Below are 15,079 nucleotides of genomic sequence, written 5' to 3'. Positions count from 1 at the left end.
AAGGTTTCGGAACAAAGGATTCCGAACTTCGTGTCCTTCGTCTGCTTCGTGGTGCAATCATTCCCAGTGCATAGCTATAGAGATCGCCCATGGCAGACATCACTCTCACCATCGACGGCCAATCCGTCACCGTTCCCGCCGGGACAACCATCCTCAAAGCGGCGGAGCAGCTCGGCAAGCAGGTGCCGACGATTTGCTATCACGACCATTGTACGGCGAATGGGCTGTGCCGCATCTGCGTCGTTGAAGTTGAAGGAGTTCGGCCGTTGCTGCCGGCTTGTTTAAGCCGCGTGAGCGAGGGCATGAGGGTCACGACGTTGAGCGCGCGCGCCGAGCGCAGTCGTCGCACGATTTTGGAAATGCTCAACTCCGCCGTGGATCTCGCCGAGGCACCGGAGATTCAACAGTTTATCGCCGACTATCACGCCGACCGGTCACGATTCGTCGATGCGAAAAAGCGCGAGCGCGAACTGCTCGACGACAACCCGATGTATGTCCGCGACTACGACAAGTGCATTCTCTGCTGGCGCTGCGTCCAGGTCTGCGCCGACGACGCGCAGTACACCTATGCGATTAACTTCAAAGGCCGCGGCTTCGACACCAGCATCGGCACGTTCTTCGATAAGTCGATGCCGGAAACTACTTGCGTCTTCTGCGGCCAGTGCGTTGGCGTCTGCCCCACCGGGGCGCTCAAACCCAAGCGCGAAGCCCTGCTCGAACAGGGAAAAGACTTAAGCGAAATCATGCAGGCGACCCGGGGCAGCAACCGGCGCCGGAGGAAGTCATGATCACCGCCGATCGCGTCGTTCCGACCACCTGTCCATACTGTGGCGTCGGCTGTAACCTGCAGTTGCACATTAAAGGCGACTACATTTACAAAGTCACCTCGCCCTTCGATTCGACGGTCAACCACGGCAACCTCTGCGTCAAAGGCCGCTTCGGCTACGACTTCATCTACAACAGAGACCGGGTCACAACGCCGTTGATTCGAAAAACTCACCAGCAACCCGGCGCGCGCACGCAAGCCTTCGACCGTGCTGAATGGCACGAAGTCACTTGGGACGAAGCTCTCGACTACACCGCCAGCCGCATGGTCGAGATCTACCAGCGCGATGGCGCCAAGGCCATGGCGGTCTATTGCTGCGCCAAAGCCACCAACGAAGACAATTATCTCCTGCAGAAACTCTTCCGCGCGTTGTTTCGCAGCAACAACGTCGACCACTGCACGCGGCTGTGCCACGCCGGTTCCGTTGTCGCACTGCAGATGGCCGTGGGCTCCTCGGCGATGAGCAACACCGCCGCCGAAGTGATTCACAACGATGTTTTCATCGTGACGGGATCGAACACGGCAGAAACTCATCCGATCATCGCACTGCAGATGAAAGCCGCCGTCGAAAAGCACGGCGCCAAGCTGATCGTCGTCGATCCGCGCCGCGTCGAGATGGTCAACTATGCGGCGCTCTGGCTGCCCGAAAAGCCCGGCACCGACGTGCCGCTCTTCTCCGCCATGGCGCATGTCATCGTGAAAGAGAAGCTTTACAACCAGGACTTCATCGACCGTCGCACTGAAAATTTTACTGAGTTTGTCAAATCGCTGGAAAAGTTCACGCCCGAATACGCAGAAAAGATCTCCGGCGTCGACAGGAATTTGATTATTCAAGCCGCGCGCATGTACGCCGGCGAGAAGAACGCGGCAATCTATTGGGCCCTGGGCATTCCCGAGCATTCTCACGGCACCGACAACGCGATGTCGCTGATTAACCTGGCATTGCTCACCGGCCACATCGGCCGCCAAGGCACCGGGCTCAATCCGCTGCGCGGCCAGAACAATGTCCAGGGCGCGTCCGACTCCGGCGCCATGCCCTGGCACTATCCCGGCTATCAGCGCGTCGACAGCGAAGCGGCAGCACGCCGATTCGAGCAGGCGTGGAATGTCGAAGCCGGCGGTCTCAATCGCCATTTGGGATTGACCACCACTGAGATCATGGATGCAGTTCACCCCGGCGGTGTGCGCGCGCTGCACATCATGGGCGAGAATCCGATGATGTCCGAGCCCAATTTGAACCACGCGCGCCACATGATTGAGCAGTTAGAATTTCTTTCAGCCCAGGATCTGTTCATCAACGAATCCGGCGCCTATGCGGACGTGTTTCTGCCGGCAACGTCGTGGGCCGAGAAAGATGGCACCTTCACTAACACCGATCGCCGGGTCCAGCGCGTGCGCAAAGCCATCGAACCGCGCGGCCAAGCGCGCGCCGACTGGCAGATCAACTGCGCGCTCGCGCAACGCATCGAAAAGAAGCTCGGTCGACCAAAATCTGCGTTCTGGTCGTATCAATCGCCCGCCGAGGTACTCGAAGAGATGGGCCGCGTGGTGCCGGAATATGCCGGCGTAAAATATCCGCGGCTTGAAAAAGGTGGCCTGCAGACTCCCGTCTGGGACGATAACCATCCCGGCACACCGTATTTGTTCACCGACACGTTTCCCCGCGGCAGAGGCAAATTCCATCCGTTGGAGTACGTCCCCGCCGTCGAGATGCCGGACGAGGAATATCCGTTCATCCTCACCACCGGGCGTGTGTTGGAACACTGGCACGGCGGCACGCTGACGCGCCACTCGCAACTCGACGATCTCTTTCCGCAGGCACGCGTCGAGATCAATCCCGCCGACGCGGCCAAATTGAAAATCGCAGACGGCCAAGCCGTGCGGGTCTCATCGCGCCGCGGCACCGTCGTGCTGCGAGCGTGGGTAACGCAGCGAACCACGGTCGGCGTGGTCTTCATTCCCATGCATTTCCACGAGGCCGCCGCCAACCTGCTTACAATAGATGCCGTCGATCCTCTGGCGAAGATCCCCGAGTACAAAGCCTGCGCCGTGCGCGTACAATCGGCGGAAAAAGAAGAGCTCCCGCCGCAGACCGCGCGAGGCCGGTATTAATTTCCGCTCAAGCCCGACCGAATCCCCGTAGGGTGCGCCGTGCGCACCGTTTCCGGATGGTGCGCACGGCGCACCCTACACAGACCACCGCCTGGGTATGTTTCGTGATGGCGACTCATGAATCGCCCCTACACAGTGCACGAAGCGCCTTGACTATGCCGCTGCGCCGACCCTACGCTGTCTTATGGCTTCTGTTCTCGATCACGCCACCGCTGTTATTCTCGTCGGCGGCAAAAGCTCGCGCATGGGCCGGCCCAAAGCGCTGTTACCTTTCGATGGCGAGCCACTGATCACGCATGTCCTCCGACATTTGAGTACAATGTTCACCGAAACCGTTGTTGTCGCAGCACCGGACCAAGAGCTGCCGAAAATACCGGCTCTAGTGGTGCGCGACGACGTCGCCTACCAAGGTCCTGTGAGCGGCATCTACCATGGACTCAACGCCTCAACCAAAGAAGTGTGTTTCGTGACATCCTGTGATGCGCCGTTTCTCAATCTTACTTTGATCTCGAATCTGATCTCTCAAATCTCTAACTTCGACGTCGTGGTACCGTTTTGGGAAGATCGCTACCAGCCGCTGCACGCGGTTTATCGAACGAGCTGCACACCGTTGCTCAAAGACCAACTGGACCGCAACGAGCTGCGGCCGATTTTTCTGTACGACAAAGTTCGTACGCGTAAAGTTCACGAAGACGAAATCCGCCGCTTGGACCCCGATGGCTTGAGCTTTCTCAACATGAACTCGCCCGAGGAATACCACGCCGCGCTGCAGCTCTGGGAATCAAGAATGACCGACCCAATCGCAGTTTCCGTGGAACTCTTTGGCGTGGCCCGCATGGTCGCAAAGAGAAGAGACGTCGCACTCTCATTGCCGCGCGATGCGACACTCTCACATGTTTTAAACGCCCTGGCTGAACGCTTGCCGGAGCTGCGCGGCAAAATCATCGGTGCTAACGGTCTGACCGCCGGCTACACCTGCAACATCAACGGCCTCCATTTCGAGCGATCCCCAAGCGCCAAAATCAACTCCGGGGATAGGATTTTTTTACTCTCCGCCGATGCCGGAGGTTGAGCGATGTACGGCTTTCACCGCCGCTTGCTGCATGTCGATTTGACCTCGCAACGAATCGTCCGGCGCGACATCGAAGAAGCGCGTTTGCGCGCTTTCGTTGGCGGCATCGGTCTGGGCACGAGCCTCCTCTATGAATACGCGCCACCGGGCGTCGACCCGTTCTCGCCAGACAATCCGTTAATATTCGTGAGCGCTCCTCTAGTCGGCACCAGCCTTACCACCACGGCGAAATATGCCGTCGTCACCAAGTCGCCGCTGACTGGGTTTATCGCCGACTCGCTCTCTTCCAGCCATTTTGCGTTAGAGCTAAAACGGCTTGGTTTTGACGCCATCGTCATCACCGGACGAGCGGAAAAACCGGCTTATCTCTTTATTGACAACGACAACGTCGCATTTCGCAGCGCAGAGACACTGGCTGGCAAGAGCCCCATTAATACCGCAGCAGCCATTCGCGCCGAGCTGGGCGGCGCAAGCGTTCGCATCGCCGCCATCGGCAAAGCCGGCGAAAATCTCGTCCGTTTCGCGACCATCAGCAACGAAGGCCGCCACGCCGGCCGCGGTGGCGTCGGCGCCGTGATGGGATCGAAGAACCTAAAAGCGATCGCGCTATGCGGCGATCGCAGCACCGCTGTGGCCGATTCCTCGGGCGTTGAGAAAATTGCCCAGGCTCTGCGCGCACGCAGCCTTAGCTCGGTCACCGACAAGTATCGCGAGATCGGCACGGTGGCGAATTTATCGGTTTTTAACCAACTCGGCACGCTGCCGACGCGCAACTTTCAACGATCGACCTTTGATCACGCCGACGCGCTCAGCGGCGAGACGCTGACGGAAAACAATTTTAGCCGTCGCCACGGCTGCGCGGCCTGCACGATTCAATGCGAGCGCCTGTTCAAAGCGCTCGACGGCGACGAGCAGCGTCTCGAATACGAGACCCTTTTTGCGCTCGGCCCGCTGTGCGGCATTGAAGATCCCAACGTCGTGCTCCAGGCGGCGCAGCTCTGCGACCGCTACGGTCTCGACACGATCAGCGCCGGCGGCACGCTCGCCTGGGCGATGGAATGCGGCGAGAGAGGGCTGTTGCCGGACTTCAACGGCCTGCGCTTTGGCAACGCCGAGGCGCTGCTGGCGGCGCTCGAAGCGATTGCCGAGCGGCGCGCTCTAGGAACGCTGCTCGCCGAGGGTTCACGGCGCGCCGCGCAGGTCCTCGGCAACGGCAGCGATTACTGGGCCATGCATGTGAAAGGCTTGGAGCTGCCCGGCTACGAGCCGCGCAGCTTGAAGAGCATGGCGCTCGGCCTGGCGGTCAGTCCGCGCGGCGCCTGTCACAATCGCTCGGGCGCCTATGAAGCCGATTTCTCCGGAGCTGTCGATCGTTTCAAAGCTGATACCAACCGAGGAAGGATCGTTGCTGAGTCCGAAGATTTCGCCGCCGTGCTCGATTCATTAATCGTCTGCAAGTTTCTGCGCAAATGTTTCGATGATTTCTATGGCGAAGCCGCCGAGCTACTCAGCAAAGTCACTGGCTGGGACATTTCGGCTATCGAACTCAAACAGATCGGCACACGCATTCACACGTTGAAAAAACTTTTCAACGTTCGCGAAGGCTGGCAACCGAGCGACGATGGTTTGCCGCAACGTTTGCTGAGCGAAGCGCTGCCCAGCGGTGTCGGTCAAGGCATTGGGCTAGATGCTGAAGAACTGCGCCAGATGGTGCAGAGCTATTATTCAGCGCGGGGTTGGCGTGCCGATGGGTTTATTCCCGCAGAAAAATTGGCGGCGCTAGGCCTTGAGGCGGTGGCCCAACTCTAACCGTCGATCCTCGACCGAACATACACCCACAACTGATCTATTTCCTCTTCGCTGAGCACTCCCGCCCTGGGCGGCATCTGGCCTTTGCCGTCGTTGACCGCTTTGTCGAAGCACTCGCGGTCCAAGCCTGGCGCTGTCCTGGTGAAATGTTGTCCGGGTTGAGCTGTGTGGCTCCGGCAATCTCCGGGCGACTAAAACAGCGCGCAACTTCAGCGCAGCTGGCCGCCCGGCATATAGGGGAACGCGCTCATCTCGTGCGGCCAGGCGACCGGGTATGATTGACAGACATGGTTCGAGTTCACCTGGTCGATGCGCGTCACGCCCAAGAGCCCCATGTCGATGATCAGCTCTTCTTCGAGTATTTCGAGCACGCGCACGACGCCGGCGTCGGCCCCGGCGGCCAGGCCCCAGCCTTGCAGCTTGCCGATGGTGACCGCTTTGCAGCCGAGCGCGATGGCTTTGAGAATGTCGGTGCCGCGCATGACGCCGCCGTCGAGCACGACGTCGGCCTTGCCGTTGACCGCATCGACTACTTCGGGAACGATATCGATGGTGCCGCGGCCATGGTCCAACTGGCGGCCGCCGTGGTTGGAGATGTAAACCACTTCGACGCCGTGGTCGACGGCGATTTTCGCATCCTCCGCGGTGCCCACGCCTTTGAGAATCAGCGGCACGCCGGCGTGCTTTTTGATCGCCGCCATCAACTCCCAGGTGAGCATCGCTTGAAAAATCCGTGTGTTGTTCTCGACCCGTTTGCTCGGCGGCAGCCAGCGGTTCATCATCTGCCGCTCGCGCCGGCTGTAGTGCGCCGTGTCGACGGTCAAACAGAGCGCCATGTAGCCGGCCTTGAGCGCGCGGTCGACCATCTGTTTGCACCAGTCCAATCCGCCGCGAATATAGAGCTGAAAGATTTTCGGCGTAGTCGTCGCCGCGGCGATCTCTTCCAACGTCGGTTGGGTCACTGAGCTTACGAAATTGATCGAGCCGAATTGCGCCGCCGCCTTGCCCACCGCGACGCCGCCTTCCGGCGTGATCGATTGCAGCGAGCCCATCGGCGCGAGCATGACCGGGATTCTGAGTTTCTGGCCGAGAAAGGTCGTCGACGTATCGATCTTGGAAACGTCGACGCAGATGCGCGGCCGCAGCGCCAGGTAGTCGAAGCCCAGGCGATTGCGCCGCATGGTGGTTTCCGATTCGGCGCCGCCGCTGAGATAGTCCCAAACGTCCTGCGGCAGAATTTTGCGCGCCGCGACGATGACTTCTTGATTGGTGACAAAGTCCAGAGCCATGACACACACTCCTCTTGGCGGGTTGAAAGTAGCAAACTGCGCCCGAGACTATCTAAGAGCGTGGCGAGCTGTCAAAAGAAAACGGCGGAAATTTCGCGGCAGAATTTCAGAGAACTTGCGAATCCGGCAAGGCGGTGCCGGGAAGTTATACCGACTCAGTGGCTATTGGTGGCAAAGTATCGCTCGATCTTTTCGCGAATGCTGCTCAAGCGTTCCTCGGTCGACCGGTGCAGACCCGTCACCGCGAGGAATATTTCATTGAGCCGCTGCTGTTTGTCGTCTTCGCTGGCGCGAATCAGCGCCAGTTCGCGCTCGAGACGCAGCACCCGGGCGTTGGTCTGTTGGATGAGCATGCGAAAAATCACAAACGCTGCCGCCGCAGAGATAATGATTCCAATCAACAGTGCCAAAGCGAACAATCCCCAGGACGACATGACCTACCTCACGAACAGAGATCGCTATTGGTTTAAGCAGATTTGCGTTCGATAGCAAGGCCCAAAACAGCGCACCGGCTGCAGCCGCGATCGGCCAAACGCGGCGAGGTTCCTCTCGGCTAGCGCGTCACTGCGCCCTCAGCAGCCGACGAAACCAGCTTGGCATACTTCGCCATGACGCCGGTTTTGTAACGCGGTGCCGGTGCGCGCCACTGGCTCAAGCGCGCTTGCAATTCGGCTTGTGGAATCTCGACGTTGAGCTCGCGCTTTTTGATATCGAAGACAATCGAATCGCCGTCGCGCACAGCGGCGATCGGCCCGCCATGGGCCGCTTCCGGCGCGACGTGTCCCGCCATCAAACCATGGGTCGCGCCGGAAAATCTGCCGTCTGTGAGCAGCGCAACGGAGTCACCCAAACCGGCGCCGACCAGCGCCGCAGTGACGCCGAGCATCTCGCGCATGCCCGGGCCGCCCTTCGGACCTTCGTAGCGTATCACCACGACGTCGTTGTCTTTGATCTGGCCCGCTTGCACGGCAGCAAAGGCATCTTCTTCGCGGTCGAACACCCGCGCCGGGCCGCGGTGCAGCAGGCGCTCGTGGCCGGCGACTTTGACGACGCAGCCTTCGGGCGCGAGATTGCCTTTGAGAATCACCAACCCGCCAGTCGCTTTGAGGGGACTATTCATCGCCCGCACGACTTCTTGGCCGGCGACTTCTTTGGTCATCTGCGCCGCTTCGGCCAGCGTCTTTCCCGTCACGGTGATCGTATCGCCGTGAATCAAACCGGCCTCGATCAACCGTTTGGCCACCAGTTGAATGCCGCCGGCTTTGTAGAGATCGTTGGCGACAAAGCGGCCGCCCGGTTTCAAATCGGCAATCAGCGGCGTTTTCTCGCTGATGCGATCGAAGTCGTCGATGTTCAAGTCCACACCCGCTTCGCGAGCGATTGCGAGCAAATGCAGCACGGCGTTGGTCGAGCCGCCGGTGGCGGCGACGGATGCGATCGCGTTCTCGATCGCTTTACGGGTCAGAATTTTCGATGGCCGTAAGTCTTGACGCAGCAGTTCGACGACCAGTCTGCCAGCGTTAAACGCCGCGTCGTCTTTCTCGGAGACGGTGGCAGGAATGCCGTTACTGCCCATCGGTGAGATGCCGAGAAACTCCATCACCGTCGACATGGTATTGGCGGTAAATTGGCCGCCGCAGGCACCGGCGCCAGGGCAGGCGGCGTTTTCCACGGCGAGAAATTGATTGGCATCGATGCGCTTGCTCGCGTACGCACCGACCGCTTCGAAGACATCTTGAATGGTGAGATCCTTTTCGCCCAAATGCCCCGGCGCGATCGAACCGCCGTAGAGTGCCAGTCCGGGAATGTCGAGGCGCGCCAGCGCCATCACCACGCCCGGATTAGTCTTGTCGCAGCCCGACAAACAGACGAGCCCGTCAAAGTGGTTGCCGCGCGCGACCAATTCGATGGAATCGGCGATAACCTCGCGGCTGATCAGCGAACACTTCATGCCTTCGACGCCCATGCTGATGCCGTCGGAGATCGAGACGGTATTGAACTCCATCGGGGTCGCGCCGGCCGCGCGGATGCCTTCTTTCACTTTCGCGGCCAGCCGGCGCAGGTGAAAATTGCACGGCCCGATTTCGATCCACGTGTTGGCCACGCCGATGATCGGCTTGCGCAGGTCATCGTCGGAAAAACCCGCCGCTTTCAGCATCGCTCGGGTCGGCGCTCGATCGGGACCATCGGTGATGACGCCGCTGCGCGGTTTCAAATTATCAGCCATGAGAAAAAGCTCCTGATTTAGTCGATGAATTGATGAGAAACTCACTAAACTATGGCGGGGCACTATTTTCAAGGCGCCTGACTCGTACACACCTATCGCGAAACGCTCTCGACCCGACGCAGCGAATTTGCTACAAACAACACCTAATAGGCAAAGGAAACATCCGCCGCAGGCGGGTGTGAAATATACAATGAAGCATCCACTAAAGCTGCTCAGTGTCTGGTTGTTGCTGGCGGCGCCGCCGGCCGCTGCCCAATCGGACAAGGTTTTTAACGTTGGTGTCGCCGGCCCGGCGATCAGCCTGACCTATGCCCATCTGGCCCATGACGCCGGCTTGTGGCGCAAGCACGGCCTAGAGACCAAAGTCACGGTCTTCGAGTCCGGCAGCACGCTGGCGCAAGTGGCGCGCTCAGGCGAGGTCAAGATCGCGCTCAACTCCGGCCCGACCACAGTGGCGTCGCGCACCCAGGGCGCCGACACCATCATGCTGGCCTGTCTGGTCAATACACTGCCCTATAGCCTGGTGACGACGAAACAAATCACCCAATGGGGGCAGCTAAAGGGCAAGAAGATCGCGATTAGCCGTTTCGGCTCCGGCACGGACACGGCGGTGCGCTTGGTGTTGCGCAAACAGGGCATCGACCCTGTCAAAGACGTAACCCTGCTGCAGATCGGTACACAGCCAAGCCGCGTGCAAGCGTTGTCCGCCGGCTCCATCGACGCAACTCTACTCTCGGCGCCGCTGGATTTCGAGGCGAAGAAATTGGGGCACCACATATTGCTCGACATCGCCACGCTCAAGATTCCCTATCCCCAACTGATCGTCGAGACGACGGAGAAATACGTTCGCGCCGAACCGCAGACGGTCAAGCGCTTTCTCAAGGGCTTTATCGAAAGCGTCCACTTCGCAAAGAAGAACCCTGAGGCCACCAAAAATGCCATGACACAACATTTGAAGACTCAAGATCCGGACATCCTTGAGGCAAGCTACAGAAGCTTCTTGCAGGTGACGGACTATGGCGCCTATCCCAGTCTCGATGGCGTGCGCAACGCCATCAACGAAGTGGCGGGCCGCGTGCCGGCGGCAAAATCCAAGCGGCCCGAGGAGTTTGTCGACACGAGCTTCTTGAAAGAGCTCGACAAAGAAGGCTTCTTCAAGCAGCTCAACTAAGCGGTTTCGCCTCACACTCCCTCTCAGCGGCTCCCTAAGATACTCGCGAAGGGCGCCTTTTGGCGCACTTTGCCGACGGCGATCCCCTGCCGCGCGGTAACTCTTCAAGCATTCTTGACATCACGAGCTTCGCTGTTAGAAAGTACGCTAGCTACTGCAAGAAACGGTCGCTGGCATGGCTACTCGACAGGCTGGTTTAACTTCTGAGTTTCATGGTCGGGCGCGGCGCGGCAATCTCTCCGTTCGCCATCGTTCCACTGACAACGGCTTGGTATTCTGTTTGCCAACCGATAGCTTCTCGATGGGCGAGGCAGCCCCCCCTGCGATGGCACAATGAGCCCGGAACACGCATCCGCCCTGCATGAACAAATCGACCGGTTTTGTCGCGCCGGCGATTTCAAAGAGGCCCTCACTCGCGCCGGCAATATGTTGCGCGACGATCCGTTAGACCGCACCGCGCGGCTTTACGAACTGCTCATTAGAGTCGTCCTGGACGGCCCAGCGGATCACGAAGCCGAAGTCGAGCATCTGCGCGATTACACCGATCTTAGTGGAGTCGAGCGCGGCATCGTTCGTAAAATACTCATGGTCTGTTATGACGCTGCGGAACGGCAGCAGGATCATGGCCGAATGTGGAGCTATCAGAGATTGCTGCGCCGTCTCGTGCTCAACCAAACGCTCGACTCCGCGATGCCACGCGACGAGGTCGCGGGTGCGATCAAGATGCCCGACGAATCGCCGCGCAGAAGCGGCGGACCGGCGGAGGTCTCGATCGAGCCTTTCGAAGCGGCTTTTGCAGGCGGCTGGTCGGCTCGGCTGCGCCAACTCATCGCGGTCTCCGCCGACTCGAAAATCGGCGCGCGTCCTGGCCTGCTCATTTTGGGTTTAGCGCTGATCGCCGCCATCGTGGCGTTCATTACCCTGCGCGGCGCCTCGGGGAGAAACAGCATGACGGTTGAAAAAGCTCAGCCCTCAGCCGCGCCCGCGCTCAGCCTCACCCAGCCGCAGGCCGAGGTCGCCCTGAGCGAACTCAGCGCCAAAATCGACGACGTCGATATCGATGCCGCCAGCGCCGGCAAGCTGCGCGAGTTTATCGGGCGCAAAATGCCCGAGCTAAAGACTCTCTATCAAGCACGCATGCTCGAGGTGAGCGGCTTGACCGGAGACTTGACGGTAGATTTGTGGAGCGACGGCAATGGCAAGATCACCAAGATCTACGAGAGCGGCGCGACGTTGATCGATTTCGGCTTCAAGAAACTGATTGTCGACGAGATGCAAAAATGGCAGCTGCCGGCGCTGCAGCGCGGCACGGTGGCGCTGAGCGTGGTTATGATATTTAGCGCCAAGACGGCCGACGAGAACGCCCCCAAGCCAGCTCCCGCCCCCCGCTAGATCGATCGGCTCGCGCCGTGCTATTTCGCCGCGCCTGTCCGCGCCGTCACCGACATCGCCGCTTGCGGCCTGCGCGCCGCCCATTCGATGAAAACAAGTGTTAACGCGAGAGCGAAACCGATGCCGTTGCTTGCCCAGGTGAGCATGGCGAACTTGCCAGTGTGCACGACTGGAATCAATAATCCGACCGCGGCGATCAGGAACAGCGCCCGCTTCAGCGCCGGCACCGGGCGAAATAGATAACCAACAATGCCGACACCGAGCAAGATGGAACCGGCAATGGCGGTTGCCACCGAGAGCACGACTTCGTACCAGCGGCCGATCAAAAGCAGCGACGGCGAAAACACAAACAGGAACGGCACGACGTAGGCGATGCTGCAGAGCTTCATCGCCTGCCAGCCGGTTTGCACCGGATCGGTTTTGCCGATGGTGGCCGCGGCGTAGCTGGCGATGCACACCGGCGGTGTCACCATGCTCAACATGCCAAAGTAGAAGATGAATAGGTGCGCGGCGATGGGCACGATGCCGAGCTTCACCAACCCCGGCGCCACCAACACTGCCAACAAGACGTAGACCGCGGTGGTCGGCATGCCCATGCCGAGGATGATGCTGACGACCGCCGTGAGCACGAGCAGGAGGAGCGCGTTGCTCTGGCCGAGGTTGAGCAAGGTCAACGTCAGCGTAAAACCCAATCCGGTCAGCTGCAAGACGCCGATCACCACGCCGGCGAGTCCGGTGATCGTGGCAATCTCCAACATGCCGCGGCCGGCGTTCATGAGTATCTGAAATATGCCGCTCCAGCCGATTTTGACGCCGGGCGTGAAAAATCCAATGATCAACGCCGCCAGTGCGGCGAGAAGTCCAGCCTCTTCCGGCCGGCGGTTCAGGAAAAACATCCAGAAGATCAGCACCGCCAGCGGCACGACAAAGCTCGCCGAGCGCTTGAGCACTGGCAGAAGCGCGGGCACCTCTTCGCGCGGCAGGCCGCGGATGCCGTTGCGCGCGGCCAAAAGATCGACTTGGATGAACAGGGTAACGTAGTAAAGAATCGCCGGCACCAGCGCCGCGAGCGCCACGCTGGCGTAGGGCATTTGCAAGTATTCGGCGATCAAGAACGCCGCTGCGCCCATGACTGGCGGCATAATCTGCCCGCCGGTCGACGCCACCGCTTCCACGGCGGCCGCCTGGGGCGGCGGATAGCCGGCTTTTTTCATCATCGGAATGGTAAACGCGCCGTCGACGACCACATTGGCCACGGCGCTGCCACTGATGTTGCCAAATAGGCTCGACGACACGATGGCGATCTTCGCCTGGCCGCCGCGAAACCGGCCCATGAGCGCGAGGGCGAAATCGCTCAGAAATTCGGCGCCGCCGACCCGATGCAGCACTTCGCCGAAAATGACGAAGACAACCACGATGCTGGCGCCCACCTGAAGCGCCTGGCCAAAGATGCCGTTGGCGTCGAGATAGAGATAGGTGGCAAGCCGGCTGATCGACCATCCCTTGCCGTAGAAATCGCCCGGAAAGATATAGGCGAACAGTGCATAAAAGAAGAAAAACCCGGCGATGATGACCAGCGGCCAGCCGATCAAACGGCGCGAGCCTTCGGCGAGCAGGAAAATCGTAACGATGCCGAGAATCACCCGCTCGGTGGAGATCTCCCCCAGCGAATTGACGATTGCCGGGTAAAAAATAAAAACGTAGAGCCCCACCGCGAGACCCGCGATGGAAGCAATGACATCGTACCAGGGCACCCTCTTGCTGGGGCGCGGCACCGCCGGTACGAGGAGATAGGTCGCGCACAGCGCTAGTCCCAGATAGAGCCCGAGATACTGTTCGTTAAAAACCAACCAGCCTAGATATTGGGGCAGGTTCAACAGGAAAAACATGCCCGTCAGCGGGATCGCCACCAACAGACAGCGCCCGAGGACTTCGACAAAGCCGCTCAAGTCACGGGTGCGGACATTCTCTTCGATTTCCATGGAAGTTTCCTTGCGCCGTGGAATCGTTCACCACGATGGCACGCAGAGCACGAAGTTCGGAATATTTAGTAGGTGAATCTTTTCTTGACTTCGCGAACTTCGCGCCTTCGTGGTGAACCCAGCCTGCGCTCAGCTGCAAATCTCCTTGGTGCGCGCGTCATGCTTGGCTGACCACATGCCCGCCTCTTTGTAGAATTTTACGGCCCCAGGATGGTAGGGAATCGTGAAGTTGTCGATCACCTGATTTTCCTTGGTCCACTTCTTGAACAATGGATGGATCGTTTGCAGTTCCGCCAGATTATCCAACCAGACTTTTACCAATGTGCTGACGGTTCTTTCGCTTAGCTTCGTCGATGTGACTAAATGGAGCGGGTAGCCGATCACAGTGGTGTCGCCGCGGATACCCGCGGCGGGATCCGATTTGACCACCGATCCGCCATATTGGGCGAGGATTCTGTTGGAATTGTCGTTGGGCGGGATGTTGAGAAACCGAATCGGCTCCATTGCGTTGGCTTCTTCGACGATGCCGATGCCGATAGCGCTGAAGGACGCGTCCACTTTGCCCTCCGGCACGGCGCGCAGAGCATCGTTAAGATTCGAGAAACGTACCTGTACGACGTCACTGGCTTTGATCCCGCCGGTTTCCAGCGCCGCGCTTTGCCAGGTCTGGGTGATCGCATGGCCGCCGAAATCCCACGCCACCCGTTTACCTTTGAGATCGCCAATCTGCTTGATATCGGATTTATCGCGCACCGTCATGCTGCCGGTGAAGGGAAACATGCCGCCGGTGGCGACTCTGAGAGTCGGATAGGCCTTCTTATAGTTGCCGGTGCCCGTGGCCGCCATCTTGGCGTCGATGATGTTCATGATGCCGAATTCCAGCTCGCCGCTGTCCATCAGCGGCATCCAAGCGTTGGGGCCATTGTAGGGTTGCACCTTGCCGATGATCGGCGTGATCTTGCTCGCCACCGCGGCCAGCCCGGAACCCAATGCGTGAGCCCCAGTCCCAGCTAGATTGGTCCCAATGGCAATGGTTTTTGGCAGGTCGCTACTCGTATTGAGCGTCGGCCCGCAGGCGATTTTCGTTTGCGCCAGCGCAGTCACGCTCCACTGCGGCCAGAGGAATGACGCCATCGCGAGCAGGATCACGCCGAGGTTCGCTAATAATTTTGCTTTCATACCGACTCCTTATCTTTCCA

General features: G+C 59.5%; 11 protein-coding genes. 6 read left to right on the top strand and 5 right to left on the bottom strand.

The genetic code is table 11. The features are described from left to right. Positions 1-89 precede the first annotated feature (89 nt). The 4 genes from FJ145_15540 to FJ145_15525 all read left to right on the top strand — a co-directional run bounded on the left by FJ145_15540 (position 90) and on the right by FJ145_15525 (position 5,819). Positions 90-788: a 2Fe-2S iron-sulfur cluster binding domain-containing protein gene (locus tag FJ145_15540; GenBank protein MBM4262829.1), complete on the top strand. Its 699-nt coding sequence runs from the start codon at positions 90-92 to the stop codon at positions 786-788. Beyond that, complete coding sequence (locus FJ145_15535) at positions 785-2,938, top strand: formate dehydrogenase subunit alpha (protein ID MBM4262828.1); 2,154 nt, start codon at positions 785-787, stop codon at positions 2,936-2,938. Before FJ145_15540 ends, FJ145_15535 begins: the two co-directional genes overlap by 4 nt. 184 nt (positions 2,939-3,122) lie before the next feature. Next, positions 3,123-4,010, top strand: a complete 888-nt coding sequence (locus FJ145_15530) for a hypothetical protein (GenBank protein ID MBM4262827.1) — start codon at positions 3,123-3,125, stop codon at positions 4,008-4,010. Between the two features lie 3 nt (positions 4,011-4,013). After that, entirely contained in the window at positions 4,014-5,819 is a 1,806-nt protein-coding gene (locus tag FJ145_15525) for an aldehyde ferredoxin oxidoreductase family protein (GenBank protein ID MBM4262826.1), read from the top strand. A gap of 209 nt (positions 5,820-6,028) precedes the next feature. On the opposite strand, the gene FJ145_15520 is transcribed toward FJ145_15525, so the two are convergent. The 3 genes from FJ145_15520 to ilvD all read right to left on the bottom strand — a co-directional run bounded on the left by FJ145_15520 (position 6,029) and on the right by ilvD (position 9,335). Next, the gene (locus FJ145_15520; GenBank protein ID MBM4262825.1) at positions 6,029-7,108 is read right to left on the bottom strand and encodes an alpha-hydroxy-acid oxidizing protein; all 1,080 of its coding nucleotides are present in this window, start codon (positions 7,106-7,108) and stop codon (positions 6,029-6,031) included. Between the two features lie 155 nt (positions 7,109-7,263). Continuing rightward, entirely contained in the window at positions 7,264-7,542 is a 279-nt protein-coding gene (locus FJ145_15515; protein MBM4262824.1) for a hypothetical protein, read from the bottom strand. A gap of 119 nt (positions 7,543-7,661) precedes the next feature. Beyond that, positions 7,662-9,335: a dihydroxy-acid dehydratase gene (gene ilvD / locus FJ145_15510; protein ID MBM4262823.1), complete on the bottom strand. Its 1,674-nt coding sequence runs from the start codon at positions 9,333-9,335 to the stop codon at positions 7,662-7,664. Positions 9,336-9,525: 190 nt separating this feature from the next. On the opposite strand from ilvD, the gene FJ145_15505 reads away from it, so the two are divergent. Together FJ145_15505 and FJ145_15500 are read left to right on the top strand one after the other, a co-directional pair. Next, a complete protein-coding gene (locus FJ145_15505) occupies positions 9,526-10,506 on the top strand; it encodes an ABC transporter substrate-binding protein (GenBank protein ID MBM4262822.1) in 981 nt (326 codons plus the stop codon). Positions 10,507-10,839: 333 nt separating this feature from the next. After that, positions 10,840-11,898, top strand: coding sequence for a hypothetical protein (locus FJ145_15500; protein ID MBM4262821.1), 1,059 nt, complete (start codon positions 10,840-10,842; stop codon positions 11,896-11,898). 20 nt (positions 11,899-11,918) lie between these two features. On the opposite strand, the gene FJ145_15495 is transcribed toward FJ145_15500, so the two are convergent. Both FJ145_15495 and FJ145_15490 read right to left on the bottom strand, forming a co-directional pair. Then, positions 11,919-13,880: a TRAP transporter fused permease subunit gene (locus FJ145_15495; GenBank protein MBM4262820.1), complete on the bottom strand. Its 1,962-nt coding sequence runs from the start codon at positions 13,878-13,880 to the stop codon at positions 11,919-11,921. A gap of 129 nt (positions 13,881-14,009) precedes the next feature. Then, positions 14,010-15,059, bottom strand: a complete 1,050-nt coding sequence (locus tag FJ145_15490) for a TAXI family TRAP transporter solute-binding subunit (GenBank protein MBM4262819.1) — start codon at positions 15,057-15,059, stop codon at positions 14,010-14,012. Positions 15,060-15,079: the final 20 nt, after the last annotated feature.

The sequence above is a fragment of the Deltaproteobacteria bacterium genome, assembly GCA_016874755.1.
Taxonomy (GTDB): Bacteria; Desulfobacterota; Binatia; order UBA9968; family UBA9968; genus DP-20.
Note: the sequence above shows the minus strand (reverse complement) of the source record. Positions and strands in the feature narration are given on the sequence as shown.

What these genes read in the sequence shown, in the direction of transcription:
- FJ145_15540 (MBM4262829.1), top strand. Translation starts at nt 90, where the DNA reads ATGGCAGACATCACTCTCACCATCGACGGCCAATCCGTCACCGTTCCC.
- FJ145_15530 (MBM4262827.1), top strand. Translation starts at nt 3,123, where the DNA reads ATGGCTTCTGTTCTCGATCACGCCACCGCTGTTATTCTCGTCGGCGGC.
- FJ145_15525 (MBM4262826.1), top strand. Translation starts at nt 4,014, where the DNA reads ATGTACGGCTTTCACCGCCGCTTGCTGCATGTCGATTTGACCTCGCAA.
- FJ145_15495 (MBM4262820.1), bottom strand. Translation starts at nt 13,880, where the DNA reads ATGGAAATCGAAGAGAATGTCCGCACCCGTGACTTGAGCGGCTTTGTC.
- ilvD (MBM4262823.1), bottom strand. Translation starts at nt 9,335, where the DNA reads ATGGCTGATAATTTGAAACCGCGCAGCGGCGTCATCACCGATGGTCCC.
- FJ145_15535 (MBM4262828.1), top strand. Translation starts at nt 785, where the DNA reads ATGATCACCGCCGATCGCGTCGTTCCGACCACCTGTCCATACTGTGGC.
- FJ145_15505 (MBM4262822.1), top strand. Translation starts at nt 9,526, where the DNA reads ATGAAGCATCCACTAAAGCTGCTCAGTGTCTGGTTGTTGCTGGCGGCG.
- FJ145_15520 (MBM4262825.1), bottom strand. Translation starts at nt 7,108, where the DNA reads ATGGCTCTGGACTTTGTCACCAATCAAGAAGTCATCGTCGCGGCGCGC.
- FJ145_15490 (MBM4262819.1), bottom strand. Translation starts at nt 15,059, where the DNA reads ATGAAAGCAAAATTATTAGCGAACCTCGGCGTGATCCTGCTCGCGATG.
- FJ145_15500 (MBM4262821.1), top strand. Translation starts at nt 10,840, where the DNA reads ATGAGCCCGGAACACGCATCCGCCCTGCATGAACAAATCGACCGGTTT.
- FJ145_15515 (MBM4262824.1), bottom strand. Translation starts at nt 7,542, where the DNA reads ATGTCGTCCTGGGGATTGTTCGCTTTGGCACTGTTGATTGGAATCATT.